Annotated in this window: 16 protein-coding genes; 9 read left to right on the forward strand and 7 right to left on the reverse strand. The window is 59.6% G+C overall.

Annotation, left to right across the window (positions count from 1 at the left end):
• From H0V78_00935 to H0V78_00950, 4 genes are all read left to right on the forward strand, one after another.
• Entirely contained in the window at positions 1-1,314 is a 1,314-nt protein-coding gene (locus tag H0V78_00935; protein ID MBA2350385.1) for an ABC transporter substrate-binding protein, read from the forward strand.
• Positions 1,315-1,516: 202 nt separating this feature from the next.
• Positions 1,517-2,323 carry an ABC transporter ATP-binding protein gene (locus tag H0V78_00940; GenBank protein MBA2350386.1) on the forward strand — a complete coding sequence of 269 codons (807 nt, stop codon included), beginning with the start codon at positions 1,517-1,519 and terminating at the stop codon, positions 2,321-2,323.
• Between the two features lie 239 nt (positions 2,324-2,562).
• Positions 2,563-2,775 carry a hypothetical protein gene (locus tag H0V78_00945; GenBank protein ID MBA2350387.1) on the forward strand — a complete coding sequence of 71 codons (213 nt, stop codon included), beginning with the start codon at positions 2,563-2,565 and terminating at the stop codon, positions 2,773-2,775.
• 270 nt (positions 2,776-3,045) lie between these two features.
• Positions 3,046-3,399, forward strand: a complete 354-nt coding sequence (locus H0V78_00950; protein ID MBA2350388.1) for a hypothetical protein — start codon at positions 3,046-3,048, stop codon at positions 3,397-3,399.
• Between the two features lie 73 nt (positions 3,400-3,472).
• Here H0V78_00950 and H0V78_00955 read toward each other — a convergent pair whose 3' ends face one another.
• A complete protein-coding gene (locus H0V78_00955) occupies positions 3,473-3,733 on the reverse strand; it encodes a hypothetical protein (GenBank protein ID MBA2350389.1) in 261 nt (86 codons plus the stop codon).
• A gap of 203 nt (positions 3,734-3,936) precedes the next feature.
• Positions 3,937-4,383, reverse strand: coding sequence for a hypothetical protein (locus tag H0V78_00960; GenBank protein MBA2350390.1), 447 nt, complete (start codon positions 4,381-4,383; stop codon positions 3,937-3,939).
• Positions 4,384-4,657: 274 nt separating this feature from the next.
• On the opposite strand from H0V78_00960, the gene H0V78_00965 reads away from it, so the two are divergent.
• Positions 4,658-5,074 carry a hypothetical protein gene (locus tag H0V78_00965; protein MBA2350391.1) on the forward strand — a complete coding sequence of 139 codons (417 nt, stop codon included), beginning with the start codon at positions 4,658-4,660 and terminating at the stop codon, positions 5,072-5,074.
• Between the two features lie 81 nt (positions 5,075-5,155).
• On the opposite strand, the gene H0V78_00970 is transcribed toward H0V78_00965, so the two are convergent.
• The 5 genes from H0V78_00970 to H0V78_00990 all read right to left on the reverse strand — a co-directional run bounded on the left by H0V78_00970 (position 5,156) and on the right by H0V78_00990 (position 10,471).
• The gene (locus H0V78_00970; protein MBA2350392.1) at positions 5,156-5,728 is read right to left on the reverse strand and encodes a hypothetical protein; all 573 of its coding nucleotides are present in this window, start codon (positions 5,726-5,728) and stop codon (positions 5,156-5,158) included.
• Entirely contained in the window at positions 5,721-6,518 is a 798-nt protein-coding gene (locus H0V78_00975) for a dTDP-glucose pyrophosphorylase (GenBank protein ID MBA2350393.1), read from the reverse strand. Before H0V78_00975 ends, H0V78_00970 begins: the two co-directional genes overlap by 8 nt.
• Before the next feature lie 63 nt (positions 6,519-6,581).
• The gene (locus H0V78_00980; protein ID MBA2350394.1) at positions 6,582-7,568 is read right to left on the reverse strand and encodes a tripartite tricarboxylate transporter substrate binding protein; all 987 of its coding nucleotides are present in this window, start codon (positions 7,566-7,568) and stop codon (positions 6,582-6,584) included.
• Positions 7,569-7,649: 81 nt separating this feature from the next.
• Positions 7,650-10,097, reverse strand: a complete 2,448-nt coding sequence (gene lon, locus H0V78_00985; GenBank protein ID MBA2350395.1) for an endopeptidase La — start codon at positions 10,095-10,097, stop codon at positions 7,650-7,652.
• On the reverse strand, positions 10,094-10,471 hold the full coding sequence (locus H0V78_00990; GenBank protein ID MBA2350396.1) for an Hsp20/alpha crystallin family protein: 378 nt from the start codon (positions 10,469-10,471) through the stop codon (positions 10,094-10,096). Before H0V78_00990 ends, lon begins: the two co-directional genes overlap by 4 nt.
• A gap of 1,150 nt (positions 10,472-11,621) precedes the next feature.
• Here H0V78_00990 and H0V78_00995 point away from each other — a divergent pair.
• The 4 genes from H0V78_00995 to H0V78_01010 form a co-directional block, all read left to right on the forward strand.
• Complete coding sequence (locus H0V78_00995) at positions 11,622-14,624, forward strand: FAD-dependent oxidoreductase (protein MBA2350397.1); 3,003 nt, start codon at positions 11,622-11,624, stop codon at positions 14,622-14,624.
• Between the two features lie 23 nt (positions 14,625-14,647).
• Positions 14,648-14,884 (forward strand): BrnT family toxin, encoded by a 237-nt coding sequence (locus H0V78_01000; GenBank protein MBA2350398.1) that lies wholly within the window; start codon positions 14,648-14,650, stop codon positions 14,882-14,884.
• Between the two features lie 257 nt (positions 14,885-15,141).
• On the forward strand, positions 15,142-16,104 hold the full coding sequence (locus tag H0V78_01005) for a patatin-like phospholipase family protein (GenBank protein MBA2350399.1): 963 nt from the start codon (positions 15,142-15,144) through the stop codon (positions 16,102-16,104).
• A 179-nt stretch (positions 16,105-16,283) separates the two neighbouring features.
• On the forward strand, positions 16,284-16,544 hold a 261-nt coding region (locus H0V78_01010; GenBank protein ID MBA2350400.1), incomplete at its 3' end, for a Na+/H+ antiporter NhaA.

Here is a 16,544-nt window from a genome sequence, read left to right on the forward strand (position 1 = left end):
CTGGGCGTAGCGCTGGCTGAAGCGATCGTTTCCGCGCCGGCGGAAGCCGCGGGCGAGCAGTTCGTTCCGATCCCGATTTACCGCGTCGGACCTTACGCAGCCGGCGGCACCGGCATTTTCGGCGGCATGATGGATTACATGGAAATGCTGAACAAACGCGACGGCGGCATCAACGGCGTAAAGCTGGTCTGGGAGGAATGCGAAACCGAATACAAGAATGACCGCGGCGTCGAATGCTATGAGCGCCTGAAGAACAAAGGTCCGACCGGCGCCGCCGCATTCAACATGCTGTCGACCGGCATTACTTACGCAATCATCGAACGCGCAACTGCTGACAAGATTCCGGTGATTTCCATGGGCTACGGCCGCACCGACGCGTCGGACGGAAGTGTGTTTCCGTACGTGTTCCCGCTGGTTACCAATTACTGGAGCCAGAATACGGCCAAAATCAAGTTCATCGGCCAGCGTGAAGGCGGCATGGACAAGCTCAAGGGCAAGAAAATCGCGAACCTCTATCACGGCTCGGCTTACGGCAAGGAAACCATTCCGATACTCGACCTGCAGGCGCAGAAATACGGCTTCGAGGTCAAGCATATCGAAGTCGCGCCGCCGGGCAACGAGCAGCAATCGCAATGGCTGCAGATTCGCCAATACAAACCAGATTGGGTGATTTTACGCGGATGGGGGGTCATGAATCCGGCGTCCCTGAAGGCAGCCCAGAAAGTGGGTTTTCCGGCCGACAAGATCGTCGGCGTGTGGTGGAGCGGCGCCGAGGAGGACGTGATCCCGGCAGGCGATGCGGCCGAAGGCTATATCGCCGCGGGCTTCCATCCGTCAGGCACCGATTTCCCGGTCCTTAAGGACATACAAAAACACGTTTATGACGATGGCAAAGGCAATATGGACGACCCAAAACGCCTGGGCACGGCTTACTATAATCGCGGTGTGATCCAGGGCATTTTGACGACCGAATCGATTCGTACCGCACAGGAAAAGTTTGGCAAGAAGCCTTTGACCGGGGAGCAGGTGCGGTGGGGAATCGAGAACCTGAAACTCGATGACACGCGCATCAAGCGGCTCGGCGCGGTCAATCTGCTGCAGCCGATGACGATCTCGTGCAAGGACCACGAAGGCGGCGGCGCCGTCAAGTTTCAGCAATGGGACGGCAAAAAATGGGTCGTGATTTCCGACTGGATTGCGGCCGATCGTGAAATGGTGCGGCCGCTGGTCGAAGCATCAGCCGCCAAATACGCGCGGGAAAAAAGTATCACGCCGCGCGACTGCAGCAAAGAACAAACCGCCACAGCGCAGTGAGGCGCAGTGAGGAAGCCAATCGCTGCGCAGCCAGCGTGGCGCTATCTGCCCGGGACAGGCATTGCGGCGAACGCACCACGGGCTTTTTGCATGCCCGTTCGCGGTGAGTTGATCAAACCGCGAACGGAATCTGCAACGCTCCATGAGCGCCGCACACCCGTTCCCTCAACAACGCGGGAGCGGAGCGGTGTGAGGGAGCGCGATGACCGCATCTTTCCTGATCGTTAACAGTATCGAAGTCATCTACGACCATGTCATATTGGTATTGAAGGGAGTATCGCTGAAAGTGCCGGAGGGCGGAATCGTCGCTCTCCTCGGAGCAAATGGGGCCGGCAAGACCACCACGCTCAAAGCGATTTCCAATCTCCTGCGCGCCGAGCGCGGTGATGTCACCAAAGGCTCCATCGAATTTCGCGGCGAGCGCATCGATCAGCTTACCCCTTCCGATCTGGTCAAACGCGGCATCGTGCAGGTCATGGAAGGCCGCCATTGTTTCCAGCATCTGACGGTCGAAGAGAACCTGCTGACCGGCGCCTACACGCGCAAGGCCAGCCGCAATCAAATCAGGGAGGATCTGGAGCTCGTCTACGGATATTTCCCGCGGCTGAAAGAACGACGCGGTGCGCAGTCCGGCTATACCTCGGGCGGCGAGCAGCAGATGACCGCGGTCGGACGCGCCCTGATGGCGAAGCCGGCGATGATCCTCCTCGATGAACCGTCGATGGGGCTGGCGCCGCGTTTCGTCGAAGAAATTTTCGAGATCGTCAAAAACCTGAACGAAAAAGAGAAGGTCGGTTTCCTGATAGCCGAGCAGAATACGATGGTCGCTTTGCGTCTGGCGAGCTACGGCTACATTCTGGAGAACGGCCGCGTCGTGATGGATGGCAATGCGAGCGAGCTTGGAAATAACGAAGACGTGAAAGAGTTTTACCTGGGGTTAGGCAGCAGCGGCCGAAAAAGCTTTCGCGATGTGAAGCATTACCGACGGCGAAAGCGGTGGTTGGCTTGATGCCGATTGGGGAGCGCCAGAGCTCACGGGCGGTCTACCGGAAACTCTTTGAATTGTTGTTCCCGCAGCAATTGCATTCAACTTCTCCCTTCCAGTTTGCCTGGCGCCGCGCTGACCCGCAAATAGGCACACACCTTGCGGTACCTCGTCCTGCGGCTGACTCAAGCTGCTAAACAGCTTCGAAGCCGCAAAATCGATGACCCATCATCGGCTAATTGCGACAAATTTGGGCAGGCGCGATGAATGTGAGGTTTGTAAAACGTAAAAAGCTTGCGACGATCATCGCCCTGTTGTCGTGCGCCGGCATTATTACGATCGCCGTAGCCTTCTCAACATTGTTTCATGAGCCGGACAACTTCCACGAGGTCATTCTTTTGCTTTTGCTGGGGCTGGCTCCGTGTACGCTCGGGCTGATGTTCGCATCGATCATCAACGGTGCTGACGAGGGCTGATCCGGAAGCAAGTCCGCTGAAGTGTCGACTACCAGTATCGCTGCACGCACTGGGCGAGGACGGAACCAGCAACCAATCGTCACTAACGTGATCTCCAGGCTGTTTTTGCCTGTCCCCAAGCCTGCGACCCTACTGCGTTGGGATTGATGCTGATGGCATGCAAGTTGCCCATGTTGCGGGTACGTCGCTGTCGCGCCGAGGGAATGGACCAAAACATCGGTCGAAACAAAGGCGTCTGTGGCGGTTCCTCGACAACCAACGGGCAAAACCATGAAAGCAGAGATTTTCAATGCCTTGAGCGCACGGCGCACCAAGGACAATCCGGATGCTACCGAAATCGAGTTTCTTGATGCAAAGGGCAACGTGCAGCCGGTTCATTTGTCTCGGTCGGGGCAGGCTCAACTGATCAGGGATCTCTTGGCGCTGCACTCCGGTTTCACGCACCGCGATCATCCGCTCAGTACGATCCATGCCTTGAGCGCACAGCCTCTGGCACTGGGTACTGACTCGGAGGGAATCGAATTCCTTCTTGGCCCCGGCCTTTTCCTGCGCGTTTCGATGCAGCGTGAATCGATGCGGGCGTTCTGTAACTGGCTGAATCAGAGTCATGAATCAACGCAATGAGCGCTTTGGATAGTATGCTCGGAAGAAAGCCCTGCAATGGGGAACGAAGCCGCAGCGATCAAGCCATTGGCTCTCAGGTTCTCCGCCGTGGCTTCCCCAAGGGGATGACGTTGTCCGGCACGAATATCGCGGCATTTCGAATTCTTTCGACTTCTTTGTCCAGCGCTTTTTGTACCATTTCGGCAAACGCGACCAAGTCCTGCCGTGGATACTCGTCCAACACGCCGGCATCCTGAAAGTACCCGGCAATCCAGCGCGCGTCGAGGTCAGCTTGACCCGTTTCCTGCAGATAATCGACGGCTGCCATTTCGGCGTACAGGCTTAGCTTGGGCAAGGTAGGTTGCCTCGATATAGCGTCACGCGGGCTCCGCGTTATTCGTTATTCCTTACCTTCCAGATTTGGTTTTCAGATAGCAATCCGGAACGAACATCCGCAGCGAACGTCCATTCTCGCACGCGATCGAGTTGATATTCCTGTGCGCGTAAAAGAAAACGCCGCCTGAAAAGGCGGCGCTCCATACTTCAAGTCAGCCCAAACTAGCGCTTGTTGCCCTGCCTTCCTTTAGAGATTTGCTCCATCTTGCTGGCCGCTTCATCCGCATTGTCGCTGGCTTCGTTTGCCGCATCCGTACCGGCTTCCGCTCCCGCTTTTACGACCCGATTACCTGCTTCGGTAATTTGCTGAAAACGGCGGCTGCCTTGTTCGACTTGCTGGCGCAGCAGATCCTGCCCTTGCGAAAATAACCCAAGAACGCTTTTCGTGTACTCGTCAGCAAAGCGCTGGTAATTAGAGGCCAGCGCCTGGTTCAACTGGTTAAACGCTTTGGACTGTGTGACTTGTTTAAAGCTTTCCTGAACCAGCGAAAAATACTGCTCGATGCTGTTTTTGGTAGCTTCGACGATTTCCGGGGCCTGCGTAAAACGTGAAATCGATTCAAGGTTGGCAGTGGTAAGATTCTTGACCGGGATAGCGATATTGTTCATGGGGAGTTTCTCCTTAGGTGATACTGCAATATTTGTTGCAATGCAGTAACGCCATGGTAAGGCTTGAAGATCAGTACTGTCAAGGAAAATATTGCAGTGCAATAAAACGGTCATGTATCCGTTAAAATCGTCTCTGAGTCTTCGCTGGAAGCTCGCTGAAATTCAGTAAACGTTTTATCGTACAGGATATTTAAAGATCTGCGATCGGCGTCAGTTTCCGCCCGCGCCTGCAACGTTCTAGCCTCCGAGACTTCCGATCAGGCCACACGCCTCGGTGAAAACTTGCTTCATCCCCGTCCTGATAAGCGTGTTGCTGCACGGTTGTGCGGCGGGCCCGGTCGCGACCTCGCGAACTGACGATCTCCCTGCCTCCCGCATACTGACGCAAAAGTGGCGTTCACAGGCGCCGGGAACCGGGCGTCTGGTGGTCAAACGAGATAGCGGCGTGGTGAGGGCTGCTTGCGATATCAGAGTATCCGTCGATAACACGCCGGTCGCCGACCTTCGCCCCGCGGAGAAAATTGCGCTTTTCCTGCCTGCCGGCGATCACGTGATCAAAGGGGAGACCAAGGGCATCTGCCGCGGCGGAGCGTCCGAAATCACTATGGAAATTTCGGCCGACGCGGAAAGAATCGTGCGCATCGTTTCCGGCAAGAAAGACGGTATCGAGTTGCGCGGGACATTCTTCTAGAAATAACCGGGCAAGAGAATGCGCCGCGTGGCGCATTCGGCTAGCGCCGGATCGACATGAGGCGGGCTGGGCGGATTCGAGCTAAGCCTGCGTGGAACGCAGCGACTGGCGCAGCGAGCTATCCCATCTTTGTATTTCGGACCAGTCGGACTGCCCCGCAGCGGGTCGAACCGCGGCGATTGTATCGAAAACGATGCGCTGACCGGCGTAAGCGTGGCGTTCGGCAAGCGCGGCGCGCGATCCCGCTGGCACCTCTTTGTAGAGCAGGCTCAGATGCGGAGCGAGGGCGTATTCCGAAAACCGTTCTAAGCCTGCCTGGGATTGGCAGTGCAGGGCGCGTAGCTCCGAATCGCCGAACTCCACGAAAAGCGTTTTGAACAGCGCATCGCTGTGAGATGTGTTTCCGGCGACAAGGGTAATCGGTTCGCTTGTCGCGGCGACCCCTTGCAGCAACTCCGCGATATCATCTCGCGCCGTCCGCAGACCGAGGTGCAGCGTGATGTGCGGTTCGAACACCGGCGCATCGTATTCGCGCGCTAACGAGGAAATCAACGCGCGGAACTGGTCCAGTCGCGGCTGCGCCGGTATCAACCAGAACGCTATCGGAAGTTCTCCTGCGGCTGGCTTCGGCCCACTCCGGTCCGCTTCAGCCATTCCATGCTTCCGGTTTTGCGCGCGCCGCGACGAGCCTGTCCGGTGTTCCGATATCGAGGAAGCGGCCGTTATCGTAGAACATGCTGTTGACATGCAATCCGGCCGCGATCGCCGATGCGATGACCGTTCCCATCGGCCACTCAGGCGGCAAGCCCGCGCCTTGGGCATGCGCGATAGCTCGCAGGCGCTCCACATCAGCACGCAGAAATGCCGTAAACGAAGGCCGCCATACGGCGAACATATACGTCGGATGATGGGCCGGCCGTAGCACGTGGTCCGGGTCTTCCTTGGGCACGAGGCGCCGCACGCGGCCGCTCGGCGCTGTCTCGATCGAATCGACATTATCGGCATGCCGCGCCGGGAAGGTTCCGATCACGATATCGGCTTTGCTCACGCGCAGACGCTCGACCGCCAGCGAAAAAATATTTGCGGGTTGCAACAGGATATCCGGAAAGCCGAACAGCACAATCGCATCGCCGACGAAAGGCGTGGCCTGATTCGCGGTAAACGGCGGTCCGTAAGGTTCGTCGACCAATAGGTAGGCGATCGACAGACCGAGGCGAGAACCGTCGCCGAAATAGTCGGCGATATCCCACTTGCCGCTGCGCAGAACGATGTAAATGCGGCTGGCGCCGGCAAGCTGCATTTTTTCGATCAGATATTGCGCTACGACCTTGGGGCGCCGCTCACCGCCTTTTGCGGCTTGCGTGCCGATCGGCAGCAATTCCTTGCTGGAGGGCAAAGCGCCGAGCCGGGTTGCTCGCCCGGCCGCCGGGATCACGCCGACCATTCGGTTCGGTTCGGGGCTCGGATCGGGGCCCGGTTCGGACGCTGCGGGCTGATTCAATCGACTTTAATCGACTGTCGCGCCGCTGTCTTTGACCACCTTCGACCATTTCGCCGCCTCGGCCTTGATGAAGGCGCCGAATTTTTCCGGCGTGTCGCCGACGAAATCCGATCCGGTATCGGCGAGTATTTTCTGGAAACCGGGTCGTTTCATGGTTGCCAGGGTTTCGCGATTCAGCTTCGCGATGACGTCTTTCGGCGTCCCGGCCGGCGCGAAAAATCCGTACCACGCGTAAGACTCGACGCCGGGCAAACCCGATTCGGCAAACGTCGGAATGTCCGGAAACTGCGGCACGCGCGCGGCGCTCGTCACGGCTATCGCTTTCACCTTGCCGGCCTTGATGTGCGGCAGGATGGCAATCATGCTGTCGAACATGATCGGCACATGGCCGCCGAGCACATCCTGCGTCGCTGGCGCCGAGCCTTTGTACGGGACGTGGATCATGTCGAGATTGGCCACCGTCTTGAACAATTCGCTCGTCATATGCTGCGGTGTGCCGTTGCCGGAGGACGCATACTGAAACTTGCCTTGATCCTTTTTGATCAACGCCATCAGCTCCTTCAGGTTTTTTGCCGGAACCGAAGGATGCGCGACCAGCACCAGAGGCACCCGCAGCAGATTGGTGATCGGCGCCAGGTCCTTGGCCGGGTCGAACGTCATTTTCCTGTACAGGCTCGGGTTGATGACGATAGGCGCGCTCGAAGTGATCAATAGCGTGTAGCCATCGGGCGCCGCCGCCACGACTGCCGCGCTGCCGATATTGCCGCCGCCACCGCCGCGATTATCGATAACAAACGTCTGGCCAAGCTTTTCGGTCAACGCTTTCGCCACCGGACGCGCCGCGATGTCGGACGGGCCGCCTGGCGGCCAGGGGACGACGATAGTGACGGTCTTGCTCGGCCAGTCTTGAGCCAACGCGCCTGCACTGAACCCGGCCGCAGCGGCGAGCGCGATTGCGCATATCAGTCTGGTGAGACGCGATGCGTTTGTCATGTCGTTCTCCTCGTGTTGTCGATCGACGATTGCTGCGCTTTCAGGATAACGAAGCGCTCGTGTTCCGGCAGTGCGTTCAATTCATGCGCTTTCCTGCTCCGCCACCAGTGCGCGATTGAATGCCGCGGCGGCGGCGTCTTCGACGCGCTCGAGCCAGACGAACTTGAGCTTGTCGCGCGCCTCGGCCGGAATCTCTTCGAAATCGCGTTGGTTGCGCGCCGGCAGCAGCACCGTCGTGATGCCGGCGCGCATGGCGGCGATGACCTTTTCCTTGATGCCGCCGACCGGCAGAACGAGTCCGCGCAGGCTGATTTCGCCGGTCATCGCGGTATCGCTCTTGATCGCATTATCAGTCATCAGCGAAACCAGTGCGGTGAACATGGCAACGCCCGCGCTTGGGCCATCTTTCGGTGTTGCGCCGGCCGGCACGTGGATGTGTATGTCGTTTTTCTCGAACAGCTCGGCCGGAATCAGGAAGTCCGCGCTTTTCGATTTGACCAGGCTCAACGCTGCCTGCGCGCTTTCCTTCATGACGTCGCCCAACTGACCGGTCAGGATCAGCTTGCCGCTGCCGGGAATGCGCGTCGCTTCGATAAACAGAATGTCGCCGCCGACCGGCGTCCACGCGAGCCCGGTCGCAACCCCGGGTACGCCGGCGCGCATGGCGACTTCGCTTTCAAAACGCCGCGCGCCAAGGATCGCGTGCAGATCGCCGACATCGACAGTAACCTGTTCCGCGGTCCCCTCGGCGATGCGCATGGCGACGTTGCGCAACACGGCGCCGACTGTGCGTTCGAGGCTGCGCACGCCGGCTTCACGCGTGTAATCGTGGATGATGGCGTGCAAAGCTGCATCGGTGATTTGCGCCTGTCCGTCTTGTAAACCGTTCGCGGTCATTTGCCGCTGCACCAGATAGCGGTGGGCGATCTCCATTTTTTCCTGCTCCGTGTAACCGGAAAGCTGGATGATCTCCATGCGGTCGCGCAGCGGACCGGGAATCGTATCGAGCACGTTGGCAGTTGCGACGAACAGCACTTTCGAAAGATCGAAAGGGACGGCGAGATAGTTGTCGCGAAACGTATTGTTCTGCTCCGGATCGAGCACTTCCAGCAAAGCCGACGCCGGATCGCCATGAAAGCCCTGGCCAAGCTTGTCCATCTCGTCAAGCATGAATACGCAATCGCGGGCGCCGGCGCGGCGCAATCCCTGAATGATGTTTCCGGGCAGCGCGCCGATATAGGTGCGGCGATGGCCGCGCAACTCGGCTTCGTCGTGCACGCCGCCGAGGCTCGCGCGCACGAACTTGCGATTGGTCGCTTTGGCAATGCTTTGACCGAGCGAAGTTTTGCCAACGCCGGGCGGGCCGACAAAGCACAGGATCGGACTGTTGCCTTCCGGATTTAGCTTGCGCACCGCCAGATATTCGAGAATGCGGCGCTTGATTTTATCGAGGCCGTAGTGATCCTGATCGAGGACCTTGCGCGCTTCGTTGATGTCGACGGCGCCGGCGGTCGTGATCGACCACGGCAATTCGACCAGCCAATCGAGGTAGGTCCGCAGCATCGGATATTCACCGGCGGCTTCCGGCATGCGCTGCAGCCTGCGCAGTTCTTTTTTCGCGTGCGTGTCCACTTCTTCCGGCATACGCGCATCGGCAATCGCTTTTTCGAGGTCGGCAATCTCGGCCGAATTGTCCTCGGAATCGCCCAGCTCTTTCTGTATCGTCTTCAACTGCTCGCGCAGCAAATGTTCGCGCTGCCGCTCTTCGAGATTCTGCTGCGTCTGTTTGCCGATCTCGTGCGACAGACGCAGCACTTCGAGGCGCCCGCCGATAAATTGCAGGATGAGATCGAGCCTCGCCTGCAAGTCGATGGTCTCGAGAATTTGCTGCTTGTCGGCAATCTTCAGATCGAGAAAACTCGCAACCAGATCGGCCAGCGCGGATGCCGAACTGATGCCCTGCACCGCCGCTATCAGTTCCTGTGAAGCCTGCGGCATCAGCGACAGCAGTTCGGTCGTCTGTTGCTTGACCTGCAACATGCGCGCTTCGATTTCCGGGCCGCCCGCGGCCGGCTCTTCGATGCGTTCGATGTTCGCCGCGAAAAACGGGTAGCCGCGCAAAAATTCCTTGATCTGAAAACGCTGCTCGCCCTGGCAAACGACGTGATGGCTGCCGTCGGGCGCGGTCAGATAACGCACGACGGCGGCCACCGTACCGGTCATGTGAAACTCGCCGGGGCCGGGCGCCGCGACTTCGGCATCACGCTGCAGCACAACGCCGAGCGGACGCTCGCTGCGCATCGCTTCTTGGGCGGCGGCGATCGAACGCTTGCGGCCGACCGTGATCGGCAGGATCACACCGGGAAACAGCACAAGGTTGCGCACCGGCAGAATGATCAGCGCATCGTCGGGCAGAGGCTTGTCGGTGAGAATCTCGCGTTGCGCGGCGGACTCGTTCTCCGGCTGAATCTGGCCGGGAGTGGCGCCCGCTTCGGTTTTGGCGATGCCGTCCGGACGGATCTCGCTCATAGCTTTCTCAATACCAGCGTCAGGCAGCCATTCAAGAGATCGTTCTTGACGAGCTGCATCCTGATTTGCGGCAGATCGATGCGCCGCTCGAGCCGGCCATAAGGAATTTCCAGCCGATGGATGAGCGCCGGGCGCGCGCCTGCCGGCAGCGGGCGCTCGGCGGCGATGACGAGCTCGCCCGAATCGAGGTCGACTTCAAGATTTCGGGCTTCAACGCCCGGCAAGGCGACGATGATGCGCAATTCCGCGTCGGTTTCGAAAATATCGACCGGCGGCTGCCACGTCGGTTTTGCCGCAGCGGGCTTGCCGAGCTGGAAAAATTGACGGTGCAGGCGATCAGCGCGCGTCAGCATCTCGCACGCTTCGGCCCACATAAAACGCATGGGATCGTCAGGCATAGACATAAGGAGACACGAAAATGAATGAACGGTTCGCTTCGGCCATTGGCGCGATTTCAAGGCATGGACAAGGACATCGATCGACCATCACAGCACGGTTTCCGTGCGGCGGCACAGACGGTTTTTGCGCGGTGCAGCGACTGCTATAATGGCCGCCTTGTTTCGCCGCGCCCCCGCCACCTTGGCCCGCTTGCTCAGTCGTTCGTCGTATTTTAACGCTTCCGGCTCACTGAGATTGCAGCAATCGCGGGATGCCGCCTTTCTCACTGGATAGCTTACTGGATAGACAGGCATGACCCTGAATTCGCGCCACGGCCTGAATTTGCAACACGGCCTCGTTTTCGAGAATTTATACGAGCGCGCCGGCTTGCTGCGCGTCGACGCGGCTTTTCTGGCTTTCCTGCGGGAAAGCGATGCGAGCCTGTGCGCGAATGTGGAAGCGGCGCGCGCCCAACCCGGGGCATTGCAAAAAAAGCAGGAATCCGAACTGCTGATTGCCTTGGCGCCACATATCGACGATTTTGTCGCGCAACTGTTCGGCATCGAAGCCGAAGCGCAGGCGCTGTCGGCGCGCCATCAAGAACTCGCCCCGTTGTATAGCTGCAAGCGCCTGTTTGTGCAGCGCCGCGCGGCAACAAAAATCAAGCCGGACATCGCCGCGACCTTCGATGGCCTCGCGCTTGAAAAAGAGCTGGCGGCATCGATTGCGCCGGAACGCGACCGCACTGCCACGATGCCCGAATACAGCGTTAGCGGCGCGCCGCCGGTGGCGAGTGCAGCCGGGTCCGAATCCCGCCCCGCGGCATTTTCCGAACTGGCATTCGCGCGCCAGGTCATGGCCTGGCAACAGGACGAGGCTGTGCATGCCGCCGATCTCGATCTCGCCGCGCGCTATGCCGCCTGGGCGCTGCATACGCCCGCCGGACGTGAGCGCCATCACGACGGTGTGCTGTTCAAAGCGCCTGGCAAGCTCGACTTTCAGCATCTCGTTCCCGCGGTGCTCGTGGAAGAAAATGGCACGCGCACGTACCGCATCGCCGAGCATCATCTGCGCCGCCGCGAAGGGTTCGGCCTGACCGATTCCGGGACCGATCTCGTCGGCGCGCTCGATCAGGCAAACTACTGCATCTGGTGTCATCATCAGGATAAGGATTCGTGCTCGACGGGCCTCAAGGAAAAGATCAAGACGCCGTCGCCGAAGACGGAAAAGCAGGCCGATGCGGGCGGCAGCGATTTGCTGGACGCCCTCAAACCACAACCCGCCTTTGCCAAAGCGGGGAATGAAGATGGAGTTGGCGAAAACGTACTGCAAACCGGCGTCGTCAAACCGCCCCTGCCTTTTGAAGGGGGGAACGATAGCGGAGCCGGTGCCAGTTTGCAGAAATCGACCGCTGCCACATTCAAAAAAAGCCCTTTCGGCGTCACCCTTGCCGGCTGCCCGCTCGAACAAAAAATCTCCGAATTCCACGAAGTCAAAACGCAAGGCCATGCGATCGGCGCCCTCGCCATGATCGTGGTCGACAACCCGATGTGCGCGGCGACCGGCCACCGCATCTGCAATGACTGCATGAAATCGTGCATTTACCAGAAGCAGGAGCCGGTCAATATTCCGCAATCGGAAACGCGCACCTTGAAAGACGTGCTCGCATTGCCGTGGGGCTTCGAAATCTACAGTCTGCTGACGCGCTGGAATCCGCTCGACCTGCGCCGTCCGTACCCGCAAGCCGATAGCGGCAAGCGCGTCCTGATCGCGGGTATGGGTCCGGCCGGCTTCACGCTCGCCCATCATTTGATGAACGACGGTCACGTCGTGATCGGCATCGACGGTTTGAAAATCGAGCCTTTGCCACCGGAGATTTCAGGCGTTGACGCGCGAGGCGAGCGTGTCGCGTTCAAACCGATCCGCGATATCGCCGAACTGTACGAAGCGCTGGGTGACCGTGTCATGGCAGGCTTCGGCGGCGTCGCCGAATATGGCATTACGGTGCGCTGGGACAAGAATTTCCTGAAGCTGATCCGGCTGTTGCTCGAGCGCCGTGCGCAATTCGCGCTGTTTGGCGGCGTCCGCTTTGGCGGCACGCTGACGGTTGAACATGCTTTCGCTCCAGTGGATGCCGGAGGCATGGCTTTCGATCACATCGCGCTCGCCGCCGGCGCCGGACGCCCAACCGTGCTCGACATGCCGAACGGACTGGCGCGCGGCGTGCGTACCGCGTCGGATTTCCTGATGGCGCTGCAACTGACCGGCGCCGCCAAGCCCGACTCGATCGCCAACATGCAAATTCGTCTGCCGGTGGTCGTTATCGGCGGCGGCCTGACCGCGATCGACACGGCGACCGAAGCGCTCGCCTACTATCCGCTGCAGGTCGAAAAGTTTTTGCAGCGCTACGATGCGCTGGTTGCGTCCAAGGGAAAGGCCGCGGTGCGCGCCGCGTGGACGCCGCACGAGCAGGAGATCGCAGACGAATTCCTGCGTCATGCGCGTCAGATCCGCGAAGAACGCAGGCAGGCCGCGGCAGCGCGCCGCGAGCCGCGCATTCTGGAATTGCTGCGCGCCTGGGGCGGCGTCACCATCGCCTATCGCAAAGGTCTGATCGACAGCCCGTCCTACACCCTGAACCACGAAGAAGTCGAAAAAGCGCTGCAGGAAGGCATCGCTTTCAGCGAAGGTCTGAGCCCGCTGCGCATAGAAATCGATGAAGGCGGTTACGCGCGCGCGATTCGTCTGGCGGTGCAAAAGCGCACGGAAGACGGCAAGTGGACGGATGCCGGGGAGACCGAGCTTGCCGCGCGCACTGTGCTGATCGCGGCAGGTACGCAGCCAAATACGGTATTGGCGCGCGAAGACGCCGACAACTTTGTGCTCGACGGCCGCTATTTCCGTGCCTGCGATGAAACCGGTCAACCGGTCACCCCGGAGCGCGCGAGTTCGAAGCCGGCGCAAGCCCGCGTGTTGCTGTCGAAACGCAACGACGGCCGTTTCATCAGTTTTTTCGGTGATTTGCACCCGTCCTATTTCGGCAACGTGGTGAAAGCCATGGGCAGCGCCAAGCAGGGATATCCGGTCATCAGCGGCGTGCTCGGCCTCGTCGCGCCCACATCATCGGTGAATGCCGCCGCGTTTATCGCGGGACTCAATCGCGATCTGCGCGCGACCGTGCATGAGGTCAACCGGCTGACGCCGACCATCGTCGAAGTCGTGGTCAGGGCGCCTCTTGCCGCGCGGCGTTTTCGGCCCGGGCAATTCTACCGTTTGCAGAATTACGAAACGCGGGCGCCGCTGGTCGACGGCACACGTCTCGCCATGGAAGGTCTGGCGCTGACCGGCGCTTGGGTCGACACGGAACGCGGGCTGGTTTCGACCATCGTCCTTGAACTCGGCGGCTCGGCCGATTTGTGCGCGCTGCTCGAACCCGGTGAACCGGTTGTGCTGATGGGCCCGACCGGATCGCCGACCGAAATTCCGCATGACGAAACAGTGATGCTGGTCGGCGGCGGGCTTGGCAACGCCGTGCTGTTTTCGATCGGCCAGGCGCTGCGCCAGGCCGGCAGCAAAGTGCTGTATTTCGCCGGCTACAAAAAGATGATCGACCGCTACAAGGTCGCGGATATCGAAGCCGCGGCCGATGTCGTCGTCTGGTGTTCGGATGAAGCGCCGGGTTTCACGCCGAATCGCCCGCAGGATCGCGCGTTCGTCGGCAATATCGTGCAGAGCATGCTGGCCTATGCCGAAGGCGAACTCGGACAGCAGCCGCTCGCGATGCATGATGTCGATCGCATAATCGCCATCGGCTCGGATCGCATGATGGATGCGGTCGGCATCGCGCGCCACGCAATTCTGAAGCCGCACCTGAAGTCCTCGCATATCGCGATCGGCTCGATCAATTCGCCGATGCAATGCATGATGAAAGAAATTTGCGCGCAATGTCTGCAGCCGCAAATCGATCCCGCGACGGGCGCAACGCGCTATGTATTTTCGTGCTTCAACCAGGATCAATTGCTCGACAGCGTCGATTTCGCCGGACTGAACGCGCGCCTCGCGCAGAATTCGGTGCAGGAAAAATTGACCGCGCAATGGATCGACCGCTGCCTCGTGCGCATGCAGCGGCGGCCCGCGGCGGTCGCTTAGTACGGGAATAACAGCAAAGAAAAATCTGGGCGAAGCACGGCGTGTCCTTCGACGAGGCCAGGACTGCCTTCTTCGATGAACGTGCTCGGTTGATCGACGACCCTGACCACCCCGAGGAAGAGGAGCGCTTCGTTCTGGTGGGGCGGAGCAACGCGCTTCGGTTGCTCCTGGTCTGCCACTGCTACCGAAGTGAGGGCAATGTCATTCACATCATTTCGGCACGCAAGGCAGCAGCACGCGAGTCGAGCTCCTGTACATAGAGGCTACCCCACATGCGTAAGGAATACGATTTCTCGAAATCACGCAAGAATCCGTATGCCGCACAGCTGAACAAGCAAATCACATTCGGCTCTACGAAGACTCGATCGCGTACTTCAAAACAATCTCCGAAGAGGTTGGCATTTCGTACCAGAGCCTTATCAACCTGTACCTTCGGGACTGCGCGGCGTCGCACAGGAAGTTGAATCTCGACTGGAAATAGCAATGCATCGCCAGCAATGGGGCTGACCCTTCCCATATGGACTCCTCCCAAACTAAGCGCATCGCTATCGCCTGCCAGGGCGGCGGCAGCCACACCGCGTTCACGGCCGGCGTGTTGCGAACGCTGTTGCGCGAACTCGATGCGAGCCACCGGATCGTTGGGCTGTCCGGGACTTCGGGCGGCGCGATCTGTGCGCTGCTGGCGTGGTACGGGCTGCTGCGCGGCGATCGCCGACTCGGCATCGAATTGTTGCGATCCTTCTGGACCAGGAACGCCGCGCGGTTGCCGTTCGATGCGCTGGTCAACCTTGCGCTGGTTTCGATCAACCGTTTGCGCGGCAGCATCGCGCTGCCCGAGATCAGTCCGTATTCCTTTCCCGAAACCGCGCGCTTCCAGCTCACGCGCTTGCTTGAGGAGCTGGTGCCGTTTGCCGAACTGCCGAACCTCGTTCACCTCGGTAGCCCCGGTTTGCTGATCGGCGCGGTCGAAGTGCGCTCGGGCATGTTCACCGTGTTTCGCGGAGCGCGGTTGCGCGTCGAGCATATTCTTGCCTCGGCGGCGGTGCCGAATCTGTTCCGCGCGATGCACATCGACGGCGCGGTCTATTGGGACGGGCTGTTCTCGCAAAACCCGCCGGTGCGCGAATTCCTGAGCGAAATCGAGGATGCCAGCGACAAGCCGGATGAAATATGGATCGTGCAGATCAATCCCCAGGCGGTCGCAGCCGAGCCGGTCCGCGTGCAGGAAATCGAAGACCGCCGCAATGAATTGGCCGGCAACCTGTCGCTGAATCAGGAGATCGCTTTTATCGAACGCGTCAACGAATGGATTGCGAAACGCTGGCTGCCGAAAGAACGCTTCAAGCCGGTCCTCGTTCGCCGCATCGCGCTTGGGCTCGATCTCGATTACGCATCCAAACTCGATCGCAGTTCCGAATTCATCGCGACGCTGATGGCGCATGGCGAGGCAGTGGCGCGGGACTTTCTCAAGACAGTGTGAAAGGGCGCTGGCATTATCACGAACCTCTGATTAATCGCAAATTGTCTTTCCCGCGCAAGCGGGAATCCAGAGGTTTTGCACGTTACGAATACTCAGCGACTCTGGATTCCCGTTTGCACGGGAAATGACGCGTTTGCACGGGAATGACGCTTGACCCAGAGGTTCGCCAATAACCGCACATGCTTCTGACCATCCGTGATTTCCTGAAACTCGAATCCGCCGGCGGCCTCGTGCTCGTCGCGGCCGCCGCACTGGCGCTGATCTTCAGCAATTCACCGCTACGTGGTTTGTACCAATCGCTGCTCGCGATACCGGTCGAAATTCGCGTTGCTGATCTGCACATCGCCAAGCCGTTGCTGCTATGGGTCAACGATGGCTTGATGGCCATCTTCTTTTTTCTGGTCGGTCTCGAAATCAAGCGCGAAGTCTTGCAGGGCGAA

It is taken from the genome of Burkholderiales bacterium (genome assembly GCA_013695435.1).
Lineage (GTDB): Bacteria > Pseudomonadota > Gammaproteobacteria > Burkholderiales > JACMKV01 > JACMKV01.

What these genes read in the sequence shown, in the direction of transcription:
- H0V78_00940 (MBA2350386.1), top strand. Translation starts at nt 1,517, where the DNA reads ATGACCGCATCTTTCCTGATCGTTAACAGTATCGAAGTCATCTACGAC.
- H0V78_00945 (MBA2350387.1), top strand. Translation starts at nt 2,563, where the DNA reads ATGAATGTGAGGTTTGTAAAACGTAAAAAGCTTGCGACGATCATCGCC.
- H0V78_00950 (MBA2350388.1), top strand. Translation starts at nt 3,046, where the DNA reads ATGAAAGCAGAGATTTTCAATGCCTTGAGCGCACGGCGCACCAAGGAC.
- H0V78_00960 (MBA2350390.1), bottom strand. Translation starts at nt 4,383, where the DNA reads ATGAACAATATCGCTATCCCGGTCAAGAATCTTACCACTGCCAACCTT.
- H0V78_00970 (MBA2350392.1), bottom strand. Translation starts at nt 5,728, where the DNA reads ATGGCTGAAGCGGACCGGAGTGGGCCGAAGCCAGCCGCAGGAGAACTT.
- H0V78_00975 (MBA2350393.1), bottom strand. Translation starts at nt 6,518, where the DNA reads ATGGTCGGCGTGATCCCGGCGGCCGGGCGAGCAACCCGGCTCGGCGCT.
- H0V78_00980 (MBA2350394.1), bottom strand. Translation starts at nt 7,568, where the DNA reads ATGACAAACGCATCGCGTCTCACCAGACTGATATGCGCAATCGCGCTC.
- lon (MBA2350395.1), bottom strand. Translation starts at nt 10,097, where the DNA reads ATGAGCGAGATCCGTCCGGACGGCATCGCCAAAACCGAAGCGGGCGCC.
- H0V78_00990 (MBA2350396.1), bottom strand. Translation starts at nt 10,471, where the DNA reads ATGTGGGCCGAAGCGTGCGAGATGCTGACGCGCGCTGATCGCCTGCAC.
- H0V78_01005 (MBA2350399.1), top strand. Translation starts at nt 15,142, where the DNA reads ATGGACTCCTCCCAAACTAAGCGCATCGCTATCGCCTGCCAGGGCGGC.